Source organism: Aeromonas sp. 96A (assembly GCF_051919165.1).
Classification (GTDB): Bacteria; Pseudomonadota; Gammaproteobacteria; order Enterobacterales; family Aeromonadaceae; genus Aeromonas; species Aeromonas veronii.
This window is the reverse complement of record NZ_JBQBFE010000001.1, coordinates 1,335,761-1,351,695: the sequence shown is the minus strand read 5'-3', so window position 1 is coordinate 1,351,695 and position 15,935 is coordinate 1,335,761. Positions and strand designations below refer to the sequence as shown.

The 15,935-nt window shown below is 63.3% G+C and carries 14 protein-coding genes; 9 read left to right on the top strand and 5 right to left on the bottom strand.

Annotation, left to right across the window (positions count from 1 at the left end; translation table 11 throughout):
• Window positions 1–39: 39 nt before the first annotated feature.
• From ACTG2W_RS06110 to ACTG2W_RS06095, 4 genes are all read right to left on the bottom strand, one after another.
• The gene (locus ACTG2W_RS06110) at window positions 40–768 is read right to left on the bottom strand and encodes an MgtC/SapB family protein (RefSeq protein ID WP_106842552.1); all 729 of its coding nucleotides are present in this window, start codon (window positions 766–768) and stop codon (window positions 40–42) included.
• A gap of 275 nt (window positions 769–1,043) precedes the next feature.
• A complete protein-coding gene (locus ACTG2W_RS06105; RefSeq protein WP_058055967.1) occupies window positions 1,044–1,448 on the bottom strand; it encodes a hypothetical protein in 405 nt (134 codons plus the stop codon).
• Window positions 1,449–1,830: 382 nt separating this feature from the next.
• Window positions 1,831–3,102: an NAD(P)/FAD-dependent oxidoreductase gene (locus tag ACTG2W_RS06100; RefSeq protein ID WP_106842554.1), complete on the bottom strand. Its 1,272-nt coding sequence runs from the start codon at window positions 3,100–3,102 to the stop codon at window positions 1,831–1,833.
• 54 nt (window positions 3,103–3,156) lie between these two features.
• Entirely contained in the window at window positions 3,157–3,342 is a 186-nt protein-coding gene (locus tag ACTG2W_RS06095) for a YgaP family membrane protein (protein ID WP_005344304.1), read from the bottom strand.
• Between the two features lie 88 nt (window positions 3,343–3,430).
• Here ACTG2W_RS06095 and ACTG2W_RS06090 point away from each other — a divergent pair, with 88 nt between their 5' ends.
• The 9 genes from ACTG2W_RS06090 to ACTG2W_RS06050 are packed head-to-tail and all read left to right on the top strand — an operon-like array spanning window position 3,431 to window position 13,144.
• Complete coding sequence (locus ACTG2W_RS06090; protein WP_005338008.1) at window positions 3,431–3,745, top strand: ArsR/SmtB family transcription factor; 315 nt, start codon at window positions 3,431–3,433, stop codon at window positions 3,743–3,745.
• The gene (locus ACTG2W_RS06085; RefSeq protein WP_181281556.1) at window positions 3,745–4,158 is read left to right on the top strand and encodes a YeeE/YedE family protein; all 414 of its coding nucleotides are present in this window, start codon (window positions 3,745–3,747) and stop codon (window positions 4,156–4,158) included. The genes ACTG2W_RS06090 and ACTG2W_RS06085 overlap by 1 nt, the downstream gene beginning before the upstream one ends.
• Window positions 4,159–4,171: 13 nt before the next feature.
• Window positions 4,172–4,642 carry a YeeE/YedE family protein gene (locus ACTG2W_RS06080; protein ID WP_005338003.1) on the top strand — a complete coding sequence of 157 codons (471 nt, stop codon included), beginning with the start codon at window positions 4,172–4,174 and terminating at the stop codon, window positions 4,640–4,642.
• Window positions 4,643–4,683: 41 nt separating this feature from the next.
• Entirely contained in the window at window positions 4,684–5,724 is a 1,041-nt protein-coding gene (locus ACTG2W_RS06075; protein WP_106842555.1) for an efflux RND transporter periplasmic adaptor subunit, read from the top strand.
• Window positions 5,717–8,881 carry an efflux RND transporter permease subunit gene (locus ACTG2W_RS06070; RefSeq protein WP_362774240.1) on the top strand — a complete coding sequence of 1,055 codons (3,165 nt, stop codon included), beginning with the start codon at window positions 5,717–5,719 and terminating at the stop codon, window positions 8,879–8,881. Before ACTG2W_RS06075 ends, ACTG2W_RS06070 begins: the two co-directional genes overlap by 8 nt.
• Before the next feature lie 27 nt (window positions 8,882–8,908).
• Complete coding sequence (locus ACTG2W_RS06065; RefSeq protein ID WP_139747575.1) at window positions 8,909–10,048, top strand: efflux RND transporter periplasmic adaptor subunit; 1,140 nt, start codon at window positions 8,909–8,911, stop codon at window positions 10,046–10,048.
• Window positions 10,041–10,730 carry an ABC transporter ATP-binding protein gene (locus ACTG2W_RS06060; protein ID WP_040066014.1) on the top strand — a complete coding sequence of 230 codons (690 nt, stop codon included), beginning with the start codon at window positions 10,041–10,043 and terminating at the stop codon, window positions 10,728–10,730. Before ACTG2W_RS06065 ends, ACTG2W_RS06060 begins: the two co-directional genes overlap by 8 nt.
• The gene (locus ACTG2W_RS06055; protein WP_362774242.1) at window positions 10,731–11,945 is read left to right on the top strand and encodes an ABC transporter permease; all 1,215 of its coding nucleotides are present in this window, start codon (window positions 10,731–10,733) and stop codon (window positions 11,943–11,945) included.
• Window positions 11,945–13,144 carry an ABC transporter permease gene (locus ACTG2W_RS06050; RefSeq protein WP_362774245.1) on the top strand — a complete coding sequence of 400 codons (1,200 nt, stop codon included), beginning with the start codon at window positions 11,945–11,947 and terminating at the stop codon, window positions 13,142–13,144. The genes ACTG2W_RS06055 and ACTG2W_RS06050 overlap by 1 nt, the downstream gene beginning before the upstream one ends.
• On the opposite strand, the gene ACTG2W_RS06045 is transcribed toward ACTG2W_RS06050, so the two are convergent.
• Window positions 13,141–15,603 carry a diguanylate cyclase domain-containing protein gene (locus ACTG2W_RS06045; RefSeq protein ID WP_421308224.1) on the bottom strand — a complete coding sequence of 821 codons (2,463 nt, stop codon included), beginning with the start codon at window positions 15,601–15,603 and terminating at the stop codon, window positions 13,141–13,143. The two genes, ACTG2W_RS06050 and ACTG2W_RS06045, sit on opposite strands and share 4 nt — an antisense overlap.
• Window positions 15,604–15,935: the final 332 nt, after the last annotated feature.

The following is a 15,935-nucleotide window of genomic DNA, read 5'->3' as shown; positions in this document are numbered from 1 at the left end:
TTGCTGGCGGGGCTTTTTGCCGTTGGTGGATGGAGCCATTCAATCCGTGGTGCTGGCGCGCCAGAATATCTGCTTGATATGGGGATGAATGCCGAGTTTCACCATCAGGGCATCCAGTTCGTCGCCATCAATGGAGGTGGCCAGCAGCACCGCCGAGATCTCCAGATCCCTCTCGCCAAATGGCTCGATGTCGAGCTCGCTCATGGGATAGTTGGCCTGCTCCAGCATCTCTTCGAGCCAGTGCAGCACCTCCTTTTGATGCTCACGGGGGGTCAGGGCAGTCACCTTGTAGGTGACTTCAGTATCCAGATTGTCTACCGGGCGACGGTTGATCTGGTTGACCAGTGGTCGCAGCAGGGTGTTGGCGGCCAGCACGAATAACGCGCCCAGGATTGCTTCCATGGCGAGCCCTGCGCCACAGGCGGCGCCGACCGCTGCCACGCCCCAGAGGGTGGCGGCGGTGTTGATGCCGCGGATATTGCCTGACTCGCGCATGATGACACCGGCGCCGAGAAAGCCGATGCCGGAGACAATATAGGCCACCACATGGACCACGTTGTAGTTGCCGCCGTGCAGGTCATAGATTCGCTGGGCCAAGCTGACGAACAGGGCTGCCCCCACGGCGACCAGCACGTTGGTGCGAAGGCCCGCGGTACGTTGGCGGTACTGGCGCTCCAGCCCGACCAGACTGCCAAGCACAAAGGCGAGCAGCAGGCTGGCCAGGGTGTCGAGCAGGGAGATCATGTCAATTTGTTGCCACATCTTCATGGCGTACTCCTTCTGATGAGCGCTGGTTTGGTGCAATCCATGATGAAACGCCGGGAGGCAGATGGATCAGGGGATGATTGCGCGGATGGCCAGCAGAAAAACAACACAGCGCACCGCCCCTCGGGCACTTGGGGGTGAGCCGAGCATAGGCGCGAACATACGTGCGAGCATGAACGGCGTATCGGCTATCCGATCCGCCGCAGAGCAAGCTGTTGCTCACGACAAGGGGGCCAGCGTGGCTGGCCCCTTTCACTGTGGTTAACGCGGGTGTGCGGTCAGTTGAGTTCGGGATCGCAGTCGATGCGCGGGCGCAGTTGCCAGCGCACCGGATGTGCTACTCCGACCTGATGAACAAACTGCACCAGATAGCGTCGCTGGGGCGGGGTGCACTGCAGGTTGAGCACCAGCTCACGCCCGCCGCCGCGACCCGGCTTCATCGATTGCATCGGTTGCAGCCCGGCCGGTTGCAGGGTGTGGTTCACCATATCCAGCACCTGCTCCATATCGGCGCGATCCTCGCAGCGGATCTGCAGCCGGTAGTGGTGCTGGCGCTGTTTGCCGCCCAGCCAGCGTGGCAGTATGCCACGGCCGAGCCGGCTCAACAGGGGGTGAACCCGGGTAGCAACAGAACCTGTTGCGACCGCGCGATCCGCAGCCGGTTTGATTGAGATAAAACGCATAGCAGCCTCCTTGTGGGAAGCAGAAACTATGCAGGCATGGCGACCGTGGCGGTTGGCCACAGGTCACCAGACGTCAAGTGTAAAAAGGGAGAAGAGGGGAGTGGATTTCCGCTTCTCGCAGGGTTGCGAGCATGCGGCAGAGAAAGACCTGCGGCTAGCTCGCGACCTTGGTACCGACGATGAGGGTCGGTCTACAACTGTCACTTGATGAGTTGCCCACTGATGGTCTCCGCTATTGATAAGAGGCTCGAATGATAGCCGAGGCGGCAGGCAGGGTAAACCCCGCGCTGCCGGCAGCAACATCTTGAAACATAATCGAAAGCCCCGTTTTTGCCGCGCAGGGCCGCCAAAAGCAGACCCGGCGAGGGCCGGGTCTGCGGGGTCATTCGGTCTTGTCGATACCGAGGTATTTGAGCATCAGTTTCTCGTAGATGGGCTCGGTATCCCCCACCTGCATCTTGTGCAGGAAGTACTTCTCAAAGGCGATCTTGGCCAGATGGACCCACTTTCCTTTCTTGAACCAGGCGACGTTGCGCGGCGGGATCTGCGGCATGGCGACGAAGGCGGCGCCGGTGTCCCCCATGTCCGCCAGACAGATGGCATTCCATACTGCCTTGGTCACCGGCGGCTGGCCGCTGAGCTCCGCCTTGATGTTGTGGCTCAGGGTGCGCACCATCGCCTCAATCATGTAGCCGGTCTTGGGCACCCCGGTTGGTACCGGCGTCTTGTGCGGCGGGGCAATGGCGATGCAGACCCCGGCGGCGTAAATCTGCGGGAAGGTGGGGTTGCGCTGGTGTTCGTCGACGATGACAAAGCCGCGGGGATTGACCAGCCCCTCGATGCTCCGCAGCGGCGCAATGCCGACAAAGGCGGGCAGCATCATGGCGTGTTTGTAGGGCAGAGTGTGGGTGCGCTTGATGTTGCCCTCATCGTCCAGCTCCTCCACCGTCATCTGGCCATCTTGCGCCGCCACGGTGCGGGCATTGCAGATCCACTGCACATCGCGCATCCGCAGTTCGCTCTCCAGCATCCCCTTGGAGTCACCCACGCCGTTGAGACCCAGATGGCCGATGTAGGGCTCGCTGGTGACAAAGGTCATGGGCACATTTTTTCTCACCTTCTTGTCGCGCAGGTGGCGATCGAGGATGAATGCGTACTCGTAGGCGGGACCGAAGCAGGAGGCGCCCGGCATGGCGCCGACAATCACAGGGCCGGGCTCATCGACCAGGGCACTGACACTGTGGCGGCACTCTTCGGCGTGGGAGAGGGTACAGACGCTGGTGGTGCCACCGGATTCGGGGCCAGCCCCCGTCACCTCGTCAAAGGCGAGGGCCGGGCCGGTGCAGATCGCCAGAAAGTCGTAACGCAGGGTCTGGCCATCGGAGAGGGTGAGCTGCTGCGCCGCCGGTTGCAGCTCGGTCAGGGCGGCATGGATAAAGCGGATCCCCTTTTTCTTCACATGGGGTTCGATGGGGATCGAGGTCTCCTTGCGCTCCCGCCACTGGACTGCAATCCAGGGGTTGGAGGGGGTAAATTCAAAGTCCGGCTTGTCATTGATGAGGATCACCTCATGCTGCTTGCCCAGTTCGGCCTTGAGTTCGTAGGCGGCAGACATGCCTCCGAGACCCGCGCCGATGACGATTACCGTTGCCATGTTCAGCCTCCTGCGTTTATTACACGCTCATGTGAGCCGGGTCATCCGACCCGTTTATTTAAATCCTATCCGTTTGAGGATCATCGCTGCCGGACAGAAACCGGTGAATGCGCTCTGGATCAGGTTGACCCCGACAAAGGCACTCAACCAGACAAAGCCCGGATGAACCCAGGTGGTAAGGATCAGCGAGAGCAGCAACATGCAACCCGCGACGATTCTGACTCCGTTATCTACTGTCATGGTCTTTCTCCTTATCTACTTTAGATATTGCTAATTTAGTGTTGTTTTATACAATAGAACAAATATCAGCAATTGCTAATTTACTCTTATGAGCCAATTCGACGAGATGAACAGACATGCGACAGCCGCCGCCTCCCTGCTCAAGGCGTTGGCTCATCCCGAACGCCTGATGGTGCTCTGCCAGCTGGTGGAGGGGGAGAAGGGGGTCGGGGAGCTGCTGGCCCATAGCCAACTCGGGCAGTCGGCCTTCTCCCAGCAACTTTCGGTATTGAAGCGCTACGGCCTGATCCGTTCGCGCAAGGTCTCCCAGCAGATCTACTACTCGCTGGTGAGCGAGGCGGCCGCCGATGTGCTGGGGGCGCTGCAAACCCATTTTTGTCACTCGGAAAATAAGGAATCTTGATGATGGAAAGCCAATGGCTGCTCTCTTTGGGCGGTGGCATGCTGGCGGGGCTGTCGGCCCTGATCTTGATGTTGTTCAACGGCCGGGTGGCCGGGATCAGCGGCATTCTGGCCGGTGCGCTGCAACACCGTGCGCCCTGGCGGGTGCTGTTTCTGCTGGGACTGGGGGCGGGAGCCTGGTTGGCGCTGACCCTGGGCTGGGCCACCATGCCTGCATTCACCACGCTGCCCGGCTGGCCCGTTGTGCTACTGGCCGGTCTGCTGGTCGGGGTCGGTACCCGTCTTGGCAATGGCTGCACCAGCGGCCACGGCATCTGTGGCATGGGGCGGCTCTCCCGGCGCTCCATCGTCGCCACCCTGACCTTTATGGCGGCTGGCTTTATCACCGTCTTCGTCACTCATCATCTGCTGTAAGGGGCTGATTGCCATGAAGTTGCTGACAAGTTTGTTTGCGGGTGTGTTGTTCGGACTGGGGATGGCCATCTCCGGCATGATGGATCCCGCCCGGGTCACCGGTTTTCTCGATCTGGCCGGGGCCTGGGATCCCAGCCTCGCCTTTGTGATGGGGGGCGCCCTGCTGGTCTTTATGCCGGGTTACTTTCTGCTGGTGAAACCCCGTCGCCAGAGTGTGCTGGGGGAGCCCATCGCTGCCGTACCGGCCCCTCGGCTGGAGCGCCGGCTGATCGGCGGGGCGGCGCTGTTTGGCATCGGCTGGGGATTGGTGGGTATCTGCCCGGGGCCTGCTCTGAGTCTCATTTCCAGCGGGCAGCCCATGATAATGTTGTTTATAGCGGCCATGGTGGCCGGGATCTTGCTGTTTGACCGAGGGCTGGCCAGGGTGCTGACCAAGGCGCCAGTTCGGGGAGTGGATAAGGTGCGCCAGTCCCATACCGCCTGATCCCGTGAAGTGACAGATTACGCCAGGGAAGGAGAGTAATGATGGAAAAGATCCGGTTGCTGGGGATCACATTGATGGTGATGACATCGCAGGCCATGACATCCCCCTGGGCCTTTGCCGCGGACGGGGAGCCAGAGCCCCTGTTGACAGTAGCGCCACGGCCGGTGACTGACTGGCTGACGCTGGATGGCACCGTCAGTGCCATCAATCAGGGGACGGTGGCGGCCCAGACCAGCGGCCGGGTCTCCCGCATGCTGGTGGATGTGAACGATCAGGTGCAGGCGGGGCAACCGCTGCTGGAGATCAGCGGCAAGGAGCAGTTTGCCGCCGTCACGGGTGCCGAGGCGCGGCTGGCGCGGGCACAGGCTCAGCAAGTGGAAGCCGAGCGCCAGCTCGCCCGCTTTCAGGCGCTGATTGCCAAGGGGGTGATCACCCGCGCCCAGCTCGATAATGCCCAGGCGACGGATCGCGCCGCCCGCGCCGAGGTGAACGCTGCCGATGCAGCTCTCACTCAGGCCCGCGAGGCCTACGGTTATACCCGCATTCTGGCTCCCTACGCCGGAGTGGTGACCAAACGGCTGGTGGAGTTGGGGGAGACTGTCGCCCCCGGTACCCCGCTGCTCTCCGGCTTCTCCCTCGACACCTTGCGGGTGGAGGTGGAGTTGCCCCAATCCACCCTGACGCTTGCTCGTGAGCCTGCGGATGTGCAGGTGCTGCTGCCGGATGGCAGGGCCGTTACCCCGGTCAAATTGACCCGCTTCAACTATGCCGACAGCCAGAGCCATGCCTTCAGGTTGCGCCTCGACTTGCCGCCGCAAACCACCGGGGTATTGCCCGGCATGTGGCTCAAGGTGCAGCTCAAGCAGGGTGAGCGTCAGGTGTTGCAGGTGCCGGATCGCACCTTGCTGCGGCAAGGGGAGTTCAACGGTGTCTACCTGCAACAGCCCGCTGGCTGGGCCCTGACGCCGGTGCGGGTAGGCCATTGCTTTGAAGGGCAGTGCGAGATCCTGGCCGGTCTGCAAGCCGGTGACAAGCTGGCCCCTGATGCTTGGGCGCAGCAGCAGGAGATGGCCCATGAGTAGCGAGCTGAACGGTAACAAGGAGAGACTGGGGCCTGCGGGTCGACTAGCTGCGCTGTTTCAGGGCTCGGCTATCACTCCGCTGCTGGCACTGGTGGGGCTGCTGCTCGGTCTGTTTGCGGTGCTGGTGACCCCCAAGGAGGAGGAGCCGCAGATCGATGTCACCTTCGCCGATGTCTACATTCCCTTCCCGGGAGCCACTCCGGCTGAAGTGGCCTCTCTCGTTACCACCCCAGCCGAGCAGGTGGTCTCCCAGATAAAGGGCATTGATACCCTCTACTCTTTTTCCCAACCCGATGGCGCCCTGCTGGTGGTGGTGTTCAAGGTGGGGGTGAGCCGCGAGCAGGCCATCGTCGATCTCAACAACCAGCTCGACTCCAACCGCGACTGGTTGCCACAGGGGATCGGGGTCGGTCAACCACTGGTAAAACCCCGGGGGATCGATGATGTCCCTATCGTCAGTTTGACCTTATGGAGCAAAGAGGGGAGCAAGCAACTGGGGGCACCCGAACTGACCCAGGTCGCCCATGAGCTGGAGACCGAACTCAAGCGCATTCCCGGTACCCGCGATATTTACACGCTGGGCAGCCAGAGTGCCGTGTTGCGGGTGATGCCGGATCCGGCGGCCCTTAGCGCCCACGGCATCAGCTGGGGCGAGCTGAGTCAGCGACTGGCGGCCGCCAATCAGGTAGGCACGACACAGGCTATCGAGCAGAACAACAGTGAGATTAAGGTACAGGTGGGGCAGTTCCTGCAAAGCGAGCAGGAGGCTAGAGAGCTGGTGATGGGGCTGCACGACGGCAAGCCGGTCTATCTGGGGGAGGTGGCCAGGGTCTCTCTGGGTCAGGAGACTCCGACCAAGCGCAGCTGGATGGGGCTGGGGGATCGCAGCTATCCGGCGGTGACCCTGGCCATCGGCAAGCAGCCAGGCCAGAACGCGGTCGATGTGGCCAAGCGGGTGGAGGCGCGGGTCGAGAGTCTCAAGAATCGGCTTATTCCGGCCGGGGTCGAGGTGACGGTGACCCGGGACTACGGCGTCACCGCCGAGACCAAATCCAACACCCTGATCGGCAAGCTGATTTTTGCCACCACGGCGGTGGTGCTGCTGGTGCTGGTGAGCATGGGCTGGCGCGAGGCGCTGGTGGTGGGCGTTGCCATCGTCATCACCCTGGCACTGACCCTGTTTGCCAGCTGGGCCTGGGGCTTTACCCTCAACCGGGTGTCGCTGTTTGCGCTGATCTTCTCCATCGGCATTCTGGTGGATGACGCCATAGTCGTGGTGGAGAACATCCACCGCCATCGCGGTTTGGGCAAGGGGTCGCTCAAGGAGCTTATTCCGGGGGCGGTAGACGAGGTGGGGGGGCCGACCATACTGGCGACCCTGACCGTCATTGCGGCTCTGCTGCCGATGGCCTTTGTCAGCGGGCTGATGGGTCCTTACATGAGCCCCATCCCCATCAATGCCAGCATGGGGATGCTTATCTCCCTGCTGGTGGCCTTTATCTTCTCCCCCTGGCTGGCGAGCCATTTGCTCAAAGGTGAGGTGCACGGTGCCCACGGCGAGGCCAAGGCGGGTCTTTTTCACCGGCTGATGACCCCTTTCCTGATTGGTGATGGCGCCAAGCGCGCCAGACGCAAACTCTGGCTGGTGGTGTTGCTGCTGGTCGGGGCCGCCACCGCAATGCCGGTGGTGCAGTGGGTGGTGCTCAAGATGCTCCCCTTTGACAACAAGTCGGAATTTCAGCTGGTGCTCGATATGCCGGAGGGGGCGACCCTGGAGCAGACCGAGCGCACCCTGCTGGCGGTCGGACGAGAGCTTGCCAAGGTGGAGGAGGTGAAGGATTACCAGATCTACGCCGGCACCGCCGCCCCCATCAATTTCAACGGGCTGGTGCGCCACTACTTTATCCGCAGCGGCGCTAACGTGGGGGATATTCAGGTCAATCTGGTGGACAAGCATGAGCGGGATCGCAGCAGTCACCAGATTGCCCAGTCGGTTCGGGAGCCGCTGCAGGCCATCGCCAGTGCGGCAGGGGGCAACCTGAAAGTCGTTGAGGTGCCGCCCGGCCCGCCGGTCTGGTCACCTATCGTTGCTGAAATCTATGGCCCAACTCAGGCCGCCCGCGAAGCGGCGGCTCGCGCCGTACAGGCTCGTTTTGTGGCCACGGCGGATCTGGTGGATGTGGATATCTATCTGACCGACCCGCAGCCCAAGTGGCGGCTGGTGGTGGATCGCAGCAAGGCGGCCCTGCTCGGGGTCGATCTCGGGGATCTGGTGAACACCCTCAATGGCGGGGGGGGTTATCAGGATGCCAGCTGGCTGCAGGGTCACGGCGCCAAGTATCCGGTGCCGATCCGTATCGAATTGGCTCCCGGTGACAAACGGGATCTGGCGGGCGTACTGGCCCTCAAGGTGCGCAGCCAGAGCGGCCAGCTGGTGCGGGTCTCCGAGCTGGTGAGTCGCCGTGATGAGGTGGCCCCCAGCTATATCATGCACAAGAACATGCAGCCCATGGTGATGGTGGTGGCCGACATGGGTGGCCATACCGACAGCCCGCTCTACGGCATGTTTGCCGCCGGTGCCGATATCGACCTGCCCCAATATTACGTGCAGCAGCCCGACAAGCTGGGGGAGGTGGCGCTGTTGTGGGACGGTGAGTGGAAGATTACCTACGAGACCTTCCGCGACATGGGTATCGCCTACGGGGTGGGGATGATCCTCATCTATCTGCTGGTGGTGGCCCAGTTCCGCTCCTATCTGGTGCCGCTCATCATCATGGCCCCCATTCCGCTCACCATCATAGGGGTGATGCCGGGCCACGCCCTGTTGGGGGCCCAGTTTACCGCTACCTCGATGATCGGGATGATCGCCCTGGCCGGGATCATCGTACGCAACAGCATCCTGCTGGTGGACTTTATCGAGCAGCAGCGCAGCGCCGGAGTGGCGTTCGAGCAGGCGGTGATCGAAGCGGCGCAGGTGCGGGCCAAACCCATCATGCTGACGGCGTTGGCGGCGATGATCGGAGCCCTGTTTATCCTCGATGATCCCATCTTTAACGGACTGGCCATCAGCCTGATTTTCGGGATCCTGGTCTCCACTTTGCTCACCCTGGTGGTGATACCCTTGCTCTATTATGCCCTGCTCTCCCGACGCTCATGACGGGAGTCACTAGCGAAAGGATGCGCGATGAAGAGAGGTTGGTTGTGGTGGGGAAGTTGCGTCGTGGTAGCGGTGGCTGCGGCAGCATGGTGGTGGCGACCGCAGCCGACGCCGATCAGACTGGCAGAGGTCGGGCGGGGGGATGTGCTGGTCACCGTGGTCAATACCCGGGCTGGCACCATCAAGTCGTGCCAGCGGGCCGGGCTCAGTCTGCCCGGTGGCGGCGTGGTGGAGCAGATCGCCGTCAAGGCCGGGGAGCGGGTAGCCCGGGGAGATCTGCTGCTGACCCTCTGGAGTGACGATATTCATGCCGATCTCGCCCGGGCCCGCGCCCAGCAGGCGCTCGGCAAGACCCAGCGCGAGGAGCGTTGCAGCGAGGCGGCCTACTACGAGCGGGAGGCTAACCGGCTGGCCACCTTGCTGGCCAAAAACCTCACCTCCCGCACCCTCGCCGAGCAGGCCCAGAATCTGGCCGATACCCGCCGCTATGTCTGTCAGGCATCCCGCCAGCAGGAGCGGGTTGACGAGGCGCTGGTCGCCCAGGTGGAGGCCCGCTTGAGCGAGCGTCGCCTGCTGGCGCCGTTTGCCGGGGTGGTGGCGGAGGTCAACAGCAAGCTGGGCGAATACATGACTCCCTCACCGCCCGGGGTTGCCATGCCTCCGGTGATCGATCTTATCGACGATCGCTGCCTCTATGTCTCTGCCCCCATCGATGAGGTGGATGCCGCCCGCCTCAAGGTGGGCCAGTCTGCCCGGGTACTGCTCGATGCCATGCCCGGGCGCGATTTTGCCGCCACCGTCACCCGTATCGCCCCCTATGTGAAGGAGCTGGAGAAGCAGGCCCGCACCGTCGAGGTGGAGGCTACGCTCACTGCCCTGCCCACCGATGTCCCCCTGCTTATCGGCTACAGCGCTGACCTCGAAGTCGAAGTGACCCGCGCTACCGATGTGCTGCGGGTAGCGGCCAGCAGCCGGGCCGACGATGGCAGCGTGCTGCGCCTGGAAGGGGATAAGCTGGTGCGGGTGGTGCCCCGCTGGGGCGTGGAGAACTGGAACTGGATTGAGGTGGCCGAGGGGCTCGCTGCCAGTGATCGGCTGGCAGCCCAGCCCGGACAGATTGTCGGGGAGGGCCCTTTCAGCGCCGCCACGGAGCAGACGGATGAGTGATCTCATTCGCCTTGATGCCGTCAGCCGTCGTTTCACTCTGGGGGGGAGCGAAGTGGCCGCCCTCGACCGCGTATCCCTGCGGGTTGCCGAGGGGGAGTATCTGGCGGTGATGGGCCCCTCTGGCTCCGGCAAATCGACTCTGCTCAATGTGCTGGGGCTGCTGGATCGGCCCGATGAGGGGCGTTACTGGCTGGGAGGGGAGGATACCGCCACCCTGTCAGAGCCGGCGCTGGCCCAGCTGCGCGGCCATCGCATCGGTTTCGTGTTCCAGTCGTTTCACCTTATCTCCCGCCTCACCGCCCGTGAAAACGTCGAGCTGCCGCTGATGCTGTGCGGGATCGCCCCCGCCGAGCGCCATCGCCGAAGCCAGCAGTTGCTGGGGGAGCTGGGGTTGGAAAACCGGGCCGGGCACCGCCCTGCCGAGCTCTCCGGCGGTCAGCGTCAGCGGGTAGCCATCGCCCGGGCCATGGCAATGGCGCCGCGGCTGATCCTGGCCGACGAACCCACCGGCAATCTCGACTCCCGCTCCGGGGAGGAGGTGATTACCCTGCTGGAGGGGCTCAACCGGGAGCAGGGGATCACGCTGGTGGTGGTGACCCACGATCCGCGCCTCGGTGAACGGGCGGGCAGACGGATCCTGATGAACGATGGCCGCATCAACATTGATAGCGGCGGTGGCTGAATGCGGCGGCCCGATGTGATCCGCTTTGCCGCCGTGGCGTTATTGCGTCAGCGTTCACGGGCGCTGGTCTTGATCCTGGCGGTGAGTCTGAGCGTCACCTCGGTGCTGCTACTCACCGCGCTGGGGGAGGGGGCGAGGCGCTATGTGGCCGACCAGTTCAGCTCCCTTGGCAAGGATCTGCTGGTGATGTTCCCCGGCCGCAAGGAGACCACCGGCGGGCTGCCGCCGGTCACCGGCAACAGTCTGCGGCAGATCACTCTCGATGATATGCACTACCTTGGCCAGCATCAGCCAAACGTGCGGCTGGTGCCGCTGGTGATGGGCTTTGCCGAGGCCAAACAGGGGGCGCGGCTGCGCCAGACCATGCTGCTTGGCAGCAGCAACGGGCTGCGCGATACCCACGGGCTGGAGCTGCTCTCCGGCCGCTGGCTACCGGGGGATGCCGCAGAGGATCGCCCGGCCGTTCTGCTCGGGGCCAAGGTGGCCCGTGAGCTGTTCGGTCAGGCCGATCCGGTCGGCCAGTGGCTGCGTTTTGACAATCGTCGCTTTCGGGTGGTGGGGGTCTTCACCAGCCAGAGCAGCAATCTGGGGATGGATATGGCCGAGGCGGCGCTGATCCCGGTGGGCAGCGCCATGCGGCTATTCAACACCGAGGGGCTGTTTCGGCTGCTGATCCAGCCGCTGGCGGGGCAAGCGGTGCCGCCGCTGGTCAAGCGACTGGAGCAGCTGATGCAGGCGCGCCACGGGGTGCTCGATGTGACCGTGGTGCGCCGTGACGCCATGCTGGCCACCTTCTCCACCATTCTCTCGACCCTCACCCTGGCAGTTGCCGGTATCGGTGCCATCAGCCTGCTGGTCTCCGGCATCATGATGATGAATCTGGCGCTGATCAGCACCCGCCAGCGCACCGGCGAGATCGGCCTGCTCAAGGCGCTGGGGGCCGACAGTCGCCAGATCCGCCAGCTGTTTTTGTGGGAGGCGCTGCTGTTGAGCGGCAGTGGCGCGCTGTTTGGCACTGTGTTGGGCTATGCCCTGGTTAGCCTCGCCGGAGTGATTTGGCCCGGATTTCCGGCGGCGGTCCCTCTGCTCGCTACTTTCTGCACCATACCGGCGGCCCTGCTGACCGGGCTGTTTTTTAGCTGGCTGCCCGCCTCCCGGGCGGCACGGCAAGATCCGGTCAGCAGCCTGCGCAGCGGGCAGTGGAGCGGTGGCTGATGCGCGCTGCTGATCTGCTTTTCTGGCTCTGGCGCGCCTTGCTGGCGGGGCGCAGTCGCAGCCTGCTGTCGGCGCTCGGCATTGCCATCGGGATCGCCTCGGTGACCCTGCTCACCGGCATCGGCGAGGGGCTCAGGCTCTATCTGCTCGACAGCTTCTCCCAATTTGGCACCCGGTTGATCGCCGTGACCCCGGGCAAGACCGAAACCGCAGGCGGCCCGCCCGGCATCCTCTCCAGCAGCCGTCCCCTGCTGCTGGAGGATGCCGATGCCCTCGCCAGATTGGCAGGGGTAGAGGCGGCGCTCCCTGTGGTGCAGGGGCAGGGGGAGGTACGCAGCCGCGGGCTCACCCGCAGCACCGCCATTCTGGGCACAGGTCCGGCGGCGCTCTCCGGCTGGCGACTCACCCTGGTGCAGGGGCGTTTTCTGCCCGCGGATGACAGTGCCATGCCCCGCGCCTATGCGGTGCTGGGGGCCAAGGTGGCAGCGGAGCTGTTCCCTGGTGGCGATGCGCCGGGGAGCCTGCTGCGCGCCGGTGATCGCCGTTTTCGGGTGGCCGGGGTGCTGGCCCCCAAGGGGCAATTTCTCGGCTTTGATCTGGATGACATGATCTATCTGCCCGCCGCCCACGCCCAGGCGCTGTTCAACAAGGAGGGGCTGCAGGAGATCGACGTCATCTATCGCGCCGGGCAGAGGGAGGCCGACATCTCGGCCCAGATCAGGCGGGTGCTGATCGCTCGCCACGGCGCCGAGGATTTTACCCTCACCTCCCAGCAGGACATGCTGACCAGCCTCGACAAGATACTCTCCATCATCAAGCTGGCGGTTGGCGGGCTCGGCATTATCTCGCTGCTGATCGGGGCGGTCGGCATCTTCAGCATCATGAGCATCGCCCAGCAGGAGCGGATCCCCGAGGTGGGCTTGCTGATGGCGTTGGGCTGCCCGCGGCGGCGCATTCTATTGCTGTTTCTGCTCGAAGCCGTGGTGCTGGCGCTGCTGGGCGGGGCCATGGGGCTGGCCCTGCTCGGCGGGCTCAAGCTGCTGCTCACCCTGCTGGCGGCCGGCTTGCCGCTCACCCTCCATCCTCTCTATCTGCTGCTGGCGCTCGGTTGCAGCGCGCTGGTTGGCCTATTGGCCGGGGTCGCTCCTGCGCTGCGGGCAGTGCGTCTCGACCCCGTGGTTGCCCTGCGGGGTGACTAGGCGATCCCTTCTGCGATCGACACGCTGCGCTCTGATCTGAACAGGGGGAAGTAGCGGCGATCCGCCTGACTCATGTGGCCGACCACCAGCTCCTGAATGATGAAGTTGAGCAGCTCGTCGTTGCCCAGCGTCCCCGCTTTGGCGGCGTGCAGCAGCTGACCTGCCTTGTTGAGCAGGCGCTGGTGATCCTGATGGTGGCTGACGAGCTCCCGATAGTCGATCTCCGCCAGCATCTGCTCTTCAAAGGCGAAGTGGTGACGAGCCATGTCGAACAGGCTCTCCAGACTCTCCAGAAACGGGGCCGGATCCTCGTGCTGATCTTTCATCCGCTCCAGCAGCCGGTTGGTCAATACGAAGAGCTGGCGATGCTCGGCATCGATGCGCGGGTGACCGCACTCGTGGCCGGGTTGCCACAGCAGGGCGCCCTGCTCGGGATCAAGGCCTTCGGTATAGAGGCAGACCCGGCCGCGGCCGCGATTCTTCGCCTGATACATGGCCTGATCGGCGTGGTGCATCAGGGTCTTGGCATCCTCCCCGTGCTCGGGATAGAGCGCCAGCCCGATACTGCTGGAGATGAGCAGTTCCTGCCCCTCCAGCTGGAACGGATGGCGCAGCTGCTGGTGCAGCTTGTCGGCCACCGCCAGCACTTCGTCGCCACTCTCCGGCAGCAAGATAACGAACTCGTCGCCCCCCAGCCGCGCCACCAGATCCTGTTTGCGCACGCAGTGGCTCATCCGCTCGGCCACCATATTGAGCAGAATATCCCCGGTCTCGTGGCCGAAGGTGTCGTTGATCGGTTTGAAGTGATCGAGATCGATAAACATCAGCGCCAGCGGACGGGGTGCCTCCTGCTCCATCAGCTCCTTGAGCCGTTGCTGCAGCAAGCGGCGATTGGGCAGCCCGGTGAGGGGGTCGTAGAAGGCGAGGCGGCGCATCATCTCCTCCCGCGCTGCCCGCTCGGTGATATCCCGGGTGACCCCGAGGATCGCCTCCGGCTGGGCATTGTGGTTGCCATGGAGGGTGGTGATGGTCTCGGTCGCCACCAGATGGCCATCCTTGTGGCGCAGCTGGGTGCGAATGACCCGGCGGGTCTGGTCGTGCTCACCCCGCTGCCAGGCCTCCAGGGTGGCGGAGATCTCCTCGCGTAGCAGTTGTCTTGAGGCCTCCGGCAGTAGCTGTTTGAGGGGCAGGGCAAACAGCTCGGGGGCCTCGTAGCCGCTCAGGGGGGCGATGGCCGGACTGACATAGCGAAAGCGCAAGCTGGCGGCATCCATGGTCCAGATCACATCGGCGCTGTTCTCCGCCACGAAGCGATAGTGCTGCTCGCTCTGGGCCAGTTCACGGGTCAGCCGCTGGCGATCCCGCGCCTCCTCACGCAGGCGCAGATAGAGGTGCAAAAAGATGCCGAGCAGGGTCATCAGGGTAAAGGTGATGAGCATGGCCACCGCCACGCTCTTGTCGAGCAGTTGCCGTTGCTGGCGCAGCCGCTCCTGCGCCGGATCGTAGATAAAGCGGTCGAGGTTGGGCAATACCGTGAGCATGCCCGCCTCCAGATAGGTTTTGGCGATCTGCAGCCAGCGCTCCTGCTGCATGTAGCCAGGTTCGATCAGATCCGGCTGCATCAGCGCTCTGGTTTCGCGAGCCTCGAACTCCAGCTGTTCACGGCCAGCCCCGGTCGGGTACTGCTCCATGATCAGGTTGATCATCTCTTCGGGGTGGTCCATCGCATAGCGCCACCCCTTGAGGCTGGCCTGCTGGAAGGCGTAGACCCGATCCTGTCGGGTGATCAGCTCCCGTTCGGAGGTAAACAGGTTGTCGCCGTAGAAGTCAAAGTCGATGGTGCGCGGGCTGAAGACCCGATAGGGGATGCCTCTTTGCTGCAGATAGAAGGGCTCGGTAGTGCTGTAGGCGCTGATGGCATCCACCTTGCCCGCCAGCAGTGCCTGTATCCCCTGTTTGTAGGGGAGGGTGACCCAGTCGCGGCTGCGGGTCTGGTGAGAAAGGTAGGTCAGCAGCTCGTTGGAGCCTGGCTCCAGCATCAGTCGCTTGTTGGCCAGATCGGCCGGGTTGCGAATATCTGGCCGATCCAGCGTGAGCAGAACCAGCGGCGAGTGCTGCAGCAGGGCGGCGAGCACCACCACCGGACGACCGGCAGCCCGATCCAGCAGCAGATCACTGCCGCTGATGCCAAAATGGGCCTTTCCCGAGATCACCTCGCTGACCACATCGGTGCGGGAGTCCGCTTCGCGCAGGGTGACATGCAGACCGGCCTCCCGATAAAACCCTTTGGCGATGGCCGCGTAGTAACCGGCAAACTGGAACTGGTGTTGCCACGGCAACTGGACGATGACCTGCTCGCCGGCTCGCACGGGGGGAGAGGTCAGGGTCGCGATGACCATACCGACCAGCATTGGCAGAAACCAGCTGAGGGGCTGGCGGGGGGCTGCGTTCTCCGTCATACAACGTTTCTCTCGGGAGCGGTGTCTAGGCTAGATTCAAGCAATTTTGTGTCACCTGCAAGGGGAGAAAAGGCGTTTGCAATGGGGTATAGGGGGGTTGGAAAGTCATTTTTGTGTCGTTCATCACACGGGATGGATACATGCCGTTTTTTTGCAAGTTATGTGACCAATAAGAGAGTCATATGGCCTATCGAAGTGGTCGCATTCTAGCCACTTTTTCCCGTCTTTATCGTTATCATTGTGGCTAAACTGCATTTTTTCCGTGGTTGCACGTCAAGCTGTGTCGTTATATCAATAGATACTTTTAGGGGGCGGTCAGGTGTGACGCAAAT

Bases quoted from the DNA above. Each gene is read 5' to 3' on its own strand.
- ACTG2W_RS06110 (WP_106842552.1), bottom strand. From the start codon at position 768: ATGAAGATGTGGCAACAAATTGACATGATCTCCCTGCTCGACACCCTG.
- ACTG2W_RS06105 (WP_058055967.1), bottom strand. From the start codon at position 1,448: ATGCGTTTTATCTCAATCAAACCGGCTGCGGATCGCGCGGTCGCAACA.
- ACTG2W_RS06100 (WP_106842554.1), bottom strand. From the start codon at position 3,102: ATGGCAACGGTAATCGTCATCGGCGCGGGTCTCGGAGGCATGTCTGCC.
- ACTG2W_RS06095 (WP_005344304.1), bottom strand. From the start codon at position 3,342: ATGACAGTAGATAACGGAGTCAGAATCGTCGCGGGTTGCATGTTGCTG.
- ACTG2W_RS06090 (WP_005338008.1), top strand. From the start codon at position 3,431: ATGAGCCAATTCGACGAGATGAACAGACATGCGACAGCCGCCGCCTCC.
- ACTG2W_RS06085 (WP_181281556.1), top strand. From the start codon at position 3,745: ATGATGGAAAGCCAATGGCTGCTCTCTTTGGGCGGTGGCATGCTGGCG.
- ACTG2W_RS06080 (WP_005338003.1), top strand. From the start codon at position 4,172: ATGAAGTTGCTGACAAGTTTGTTTGCGGGTGTGTTGTTCGGACTGGGG.
- ACTG2W_RS06075 (WP_106842555.1), top strand. From the start codon at position 4,684: ATGGAAAAGATCCGGTTGCTGGGGATCACATTGATGGTGATGACATCG.
- ACTG2W_RS06070 (WP_362774240.1), top strand. From the start codon at position 5,717: ATGAGTAGCGAGCTGAACGGTAACAAGGAGAGACTGGGGCCTGCGGGT.
- ACTG2W_RS06065 (WP_139747575.1), top strand. From the start codon at position 8,909: ATGAAGAGAGGTTGGTTGTGGTGGGGAAGTTGCGTCGTGGTAGCGGTG.
- ACTG2W_RS06060 (WP_040066014.1), top strand. From the start codon at position 10,041: ATGAGTGATCTCATTCGCCTTGATGCCGTCAGCCGTCGTTTCACTCTG.
- ACTG2W_RS06055 (WP_362774242.1), top strand. From the start codon at position 10,731: ATGCGGCGGCCCGATGTGATCCGCTTTGCCGCCGTGGCGTTATTGCGT.
- ACTG2W_RS06050 (WP_362774245.1), top strand. From the start codon at position 11,945: ATGCGCGCTGCTGATCTGCTTTTCTGGCTCTGGCGCGCCTTGCTGGCG.
- ACTG2W_RS06045 (WP_421308224.1), bottom strand. From the start codon at position 15,603: ATGACGGAGAACGCAGCCCCCCGCCAGCCCCTCAGCTGGTTTCTGCCA.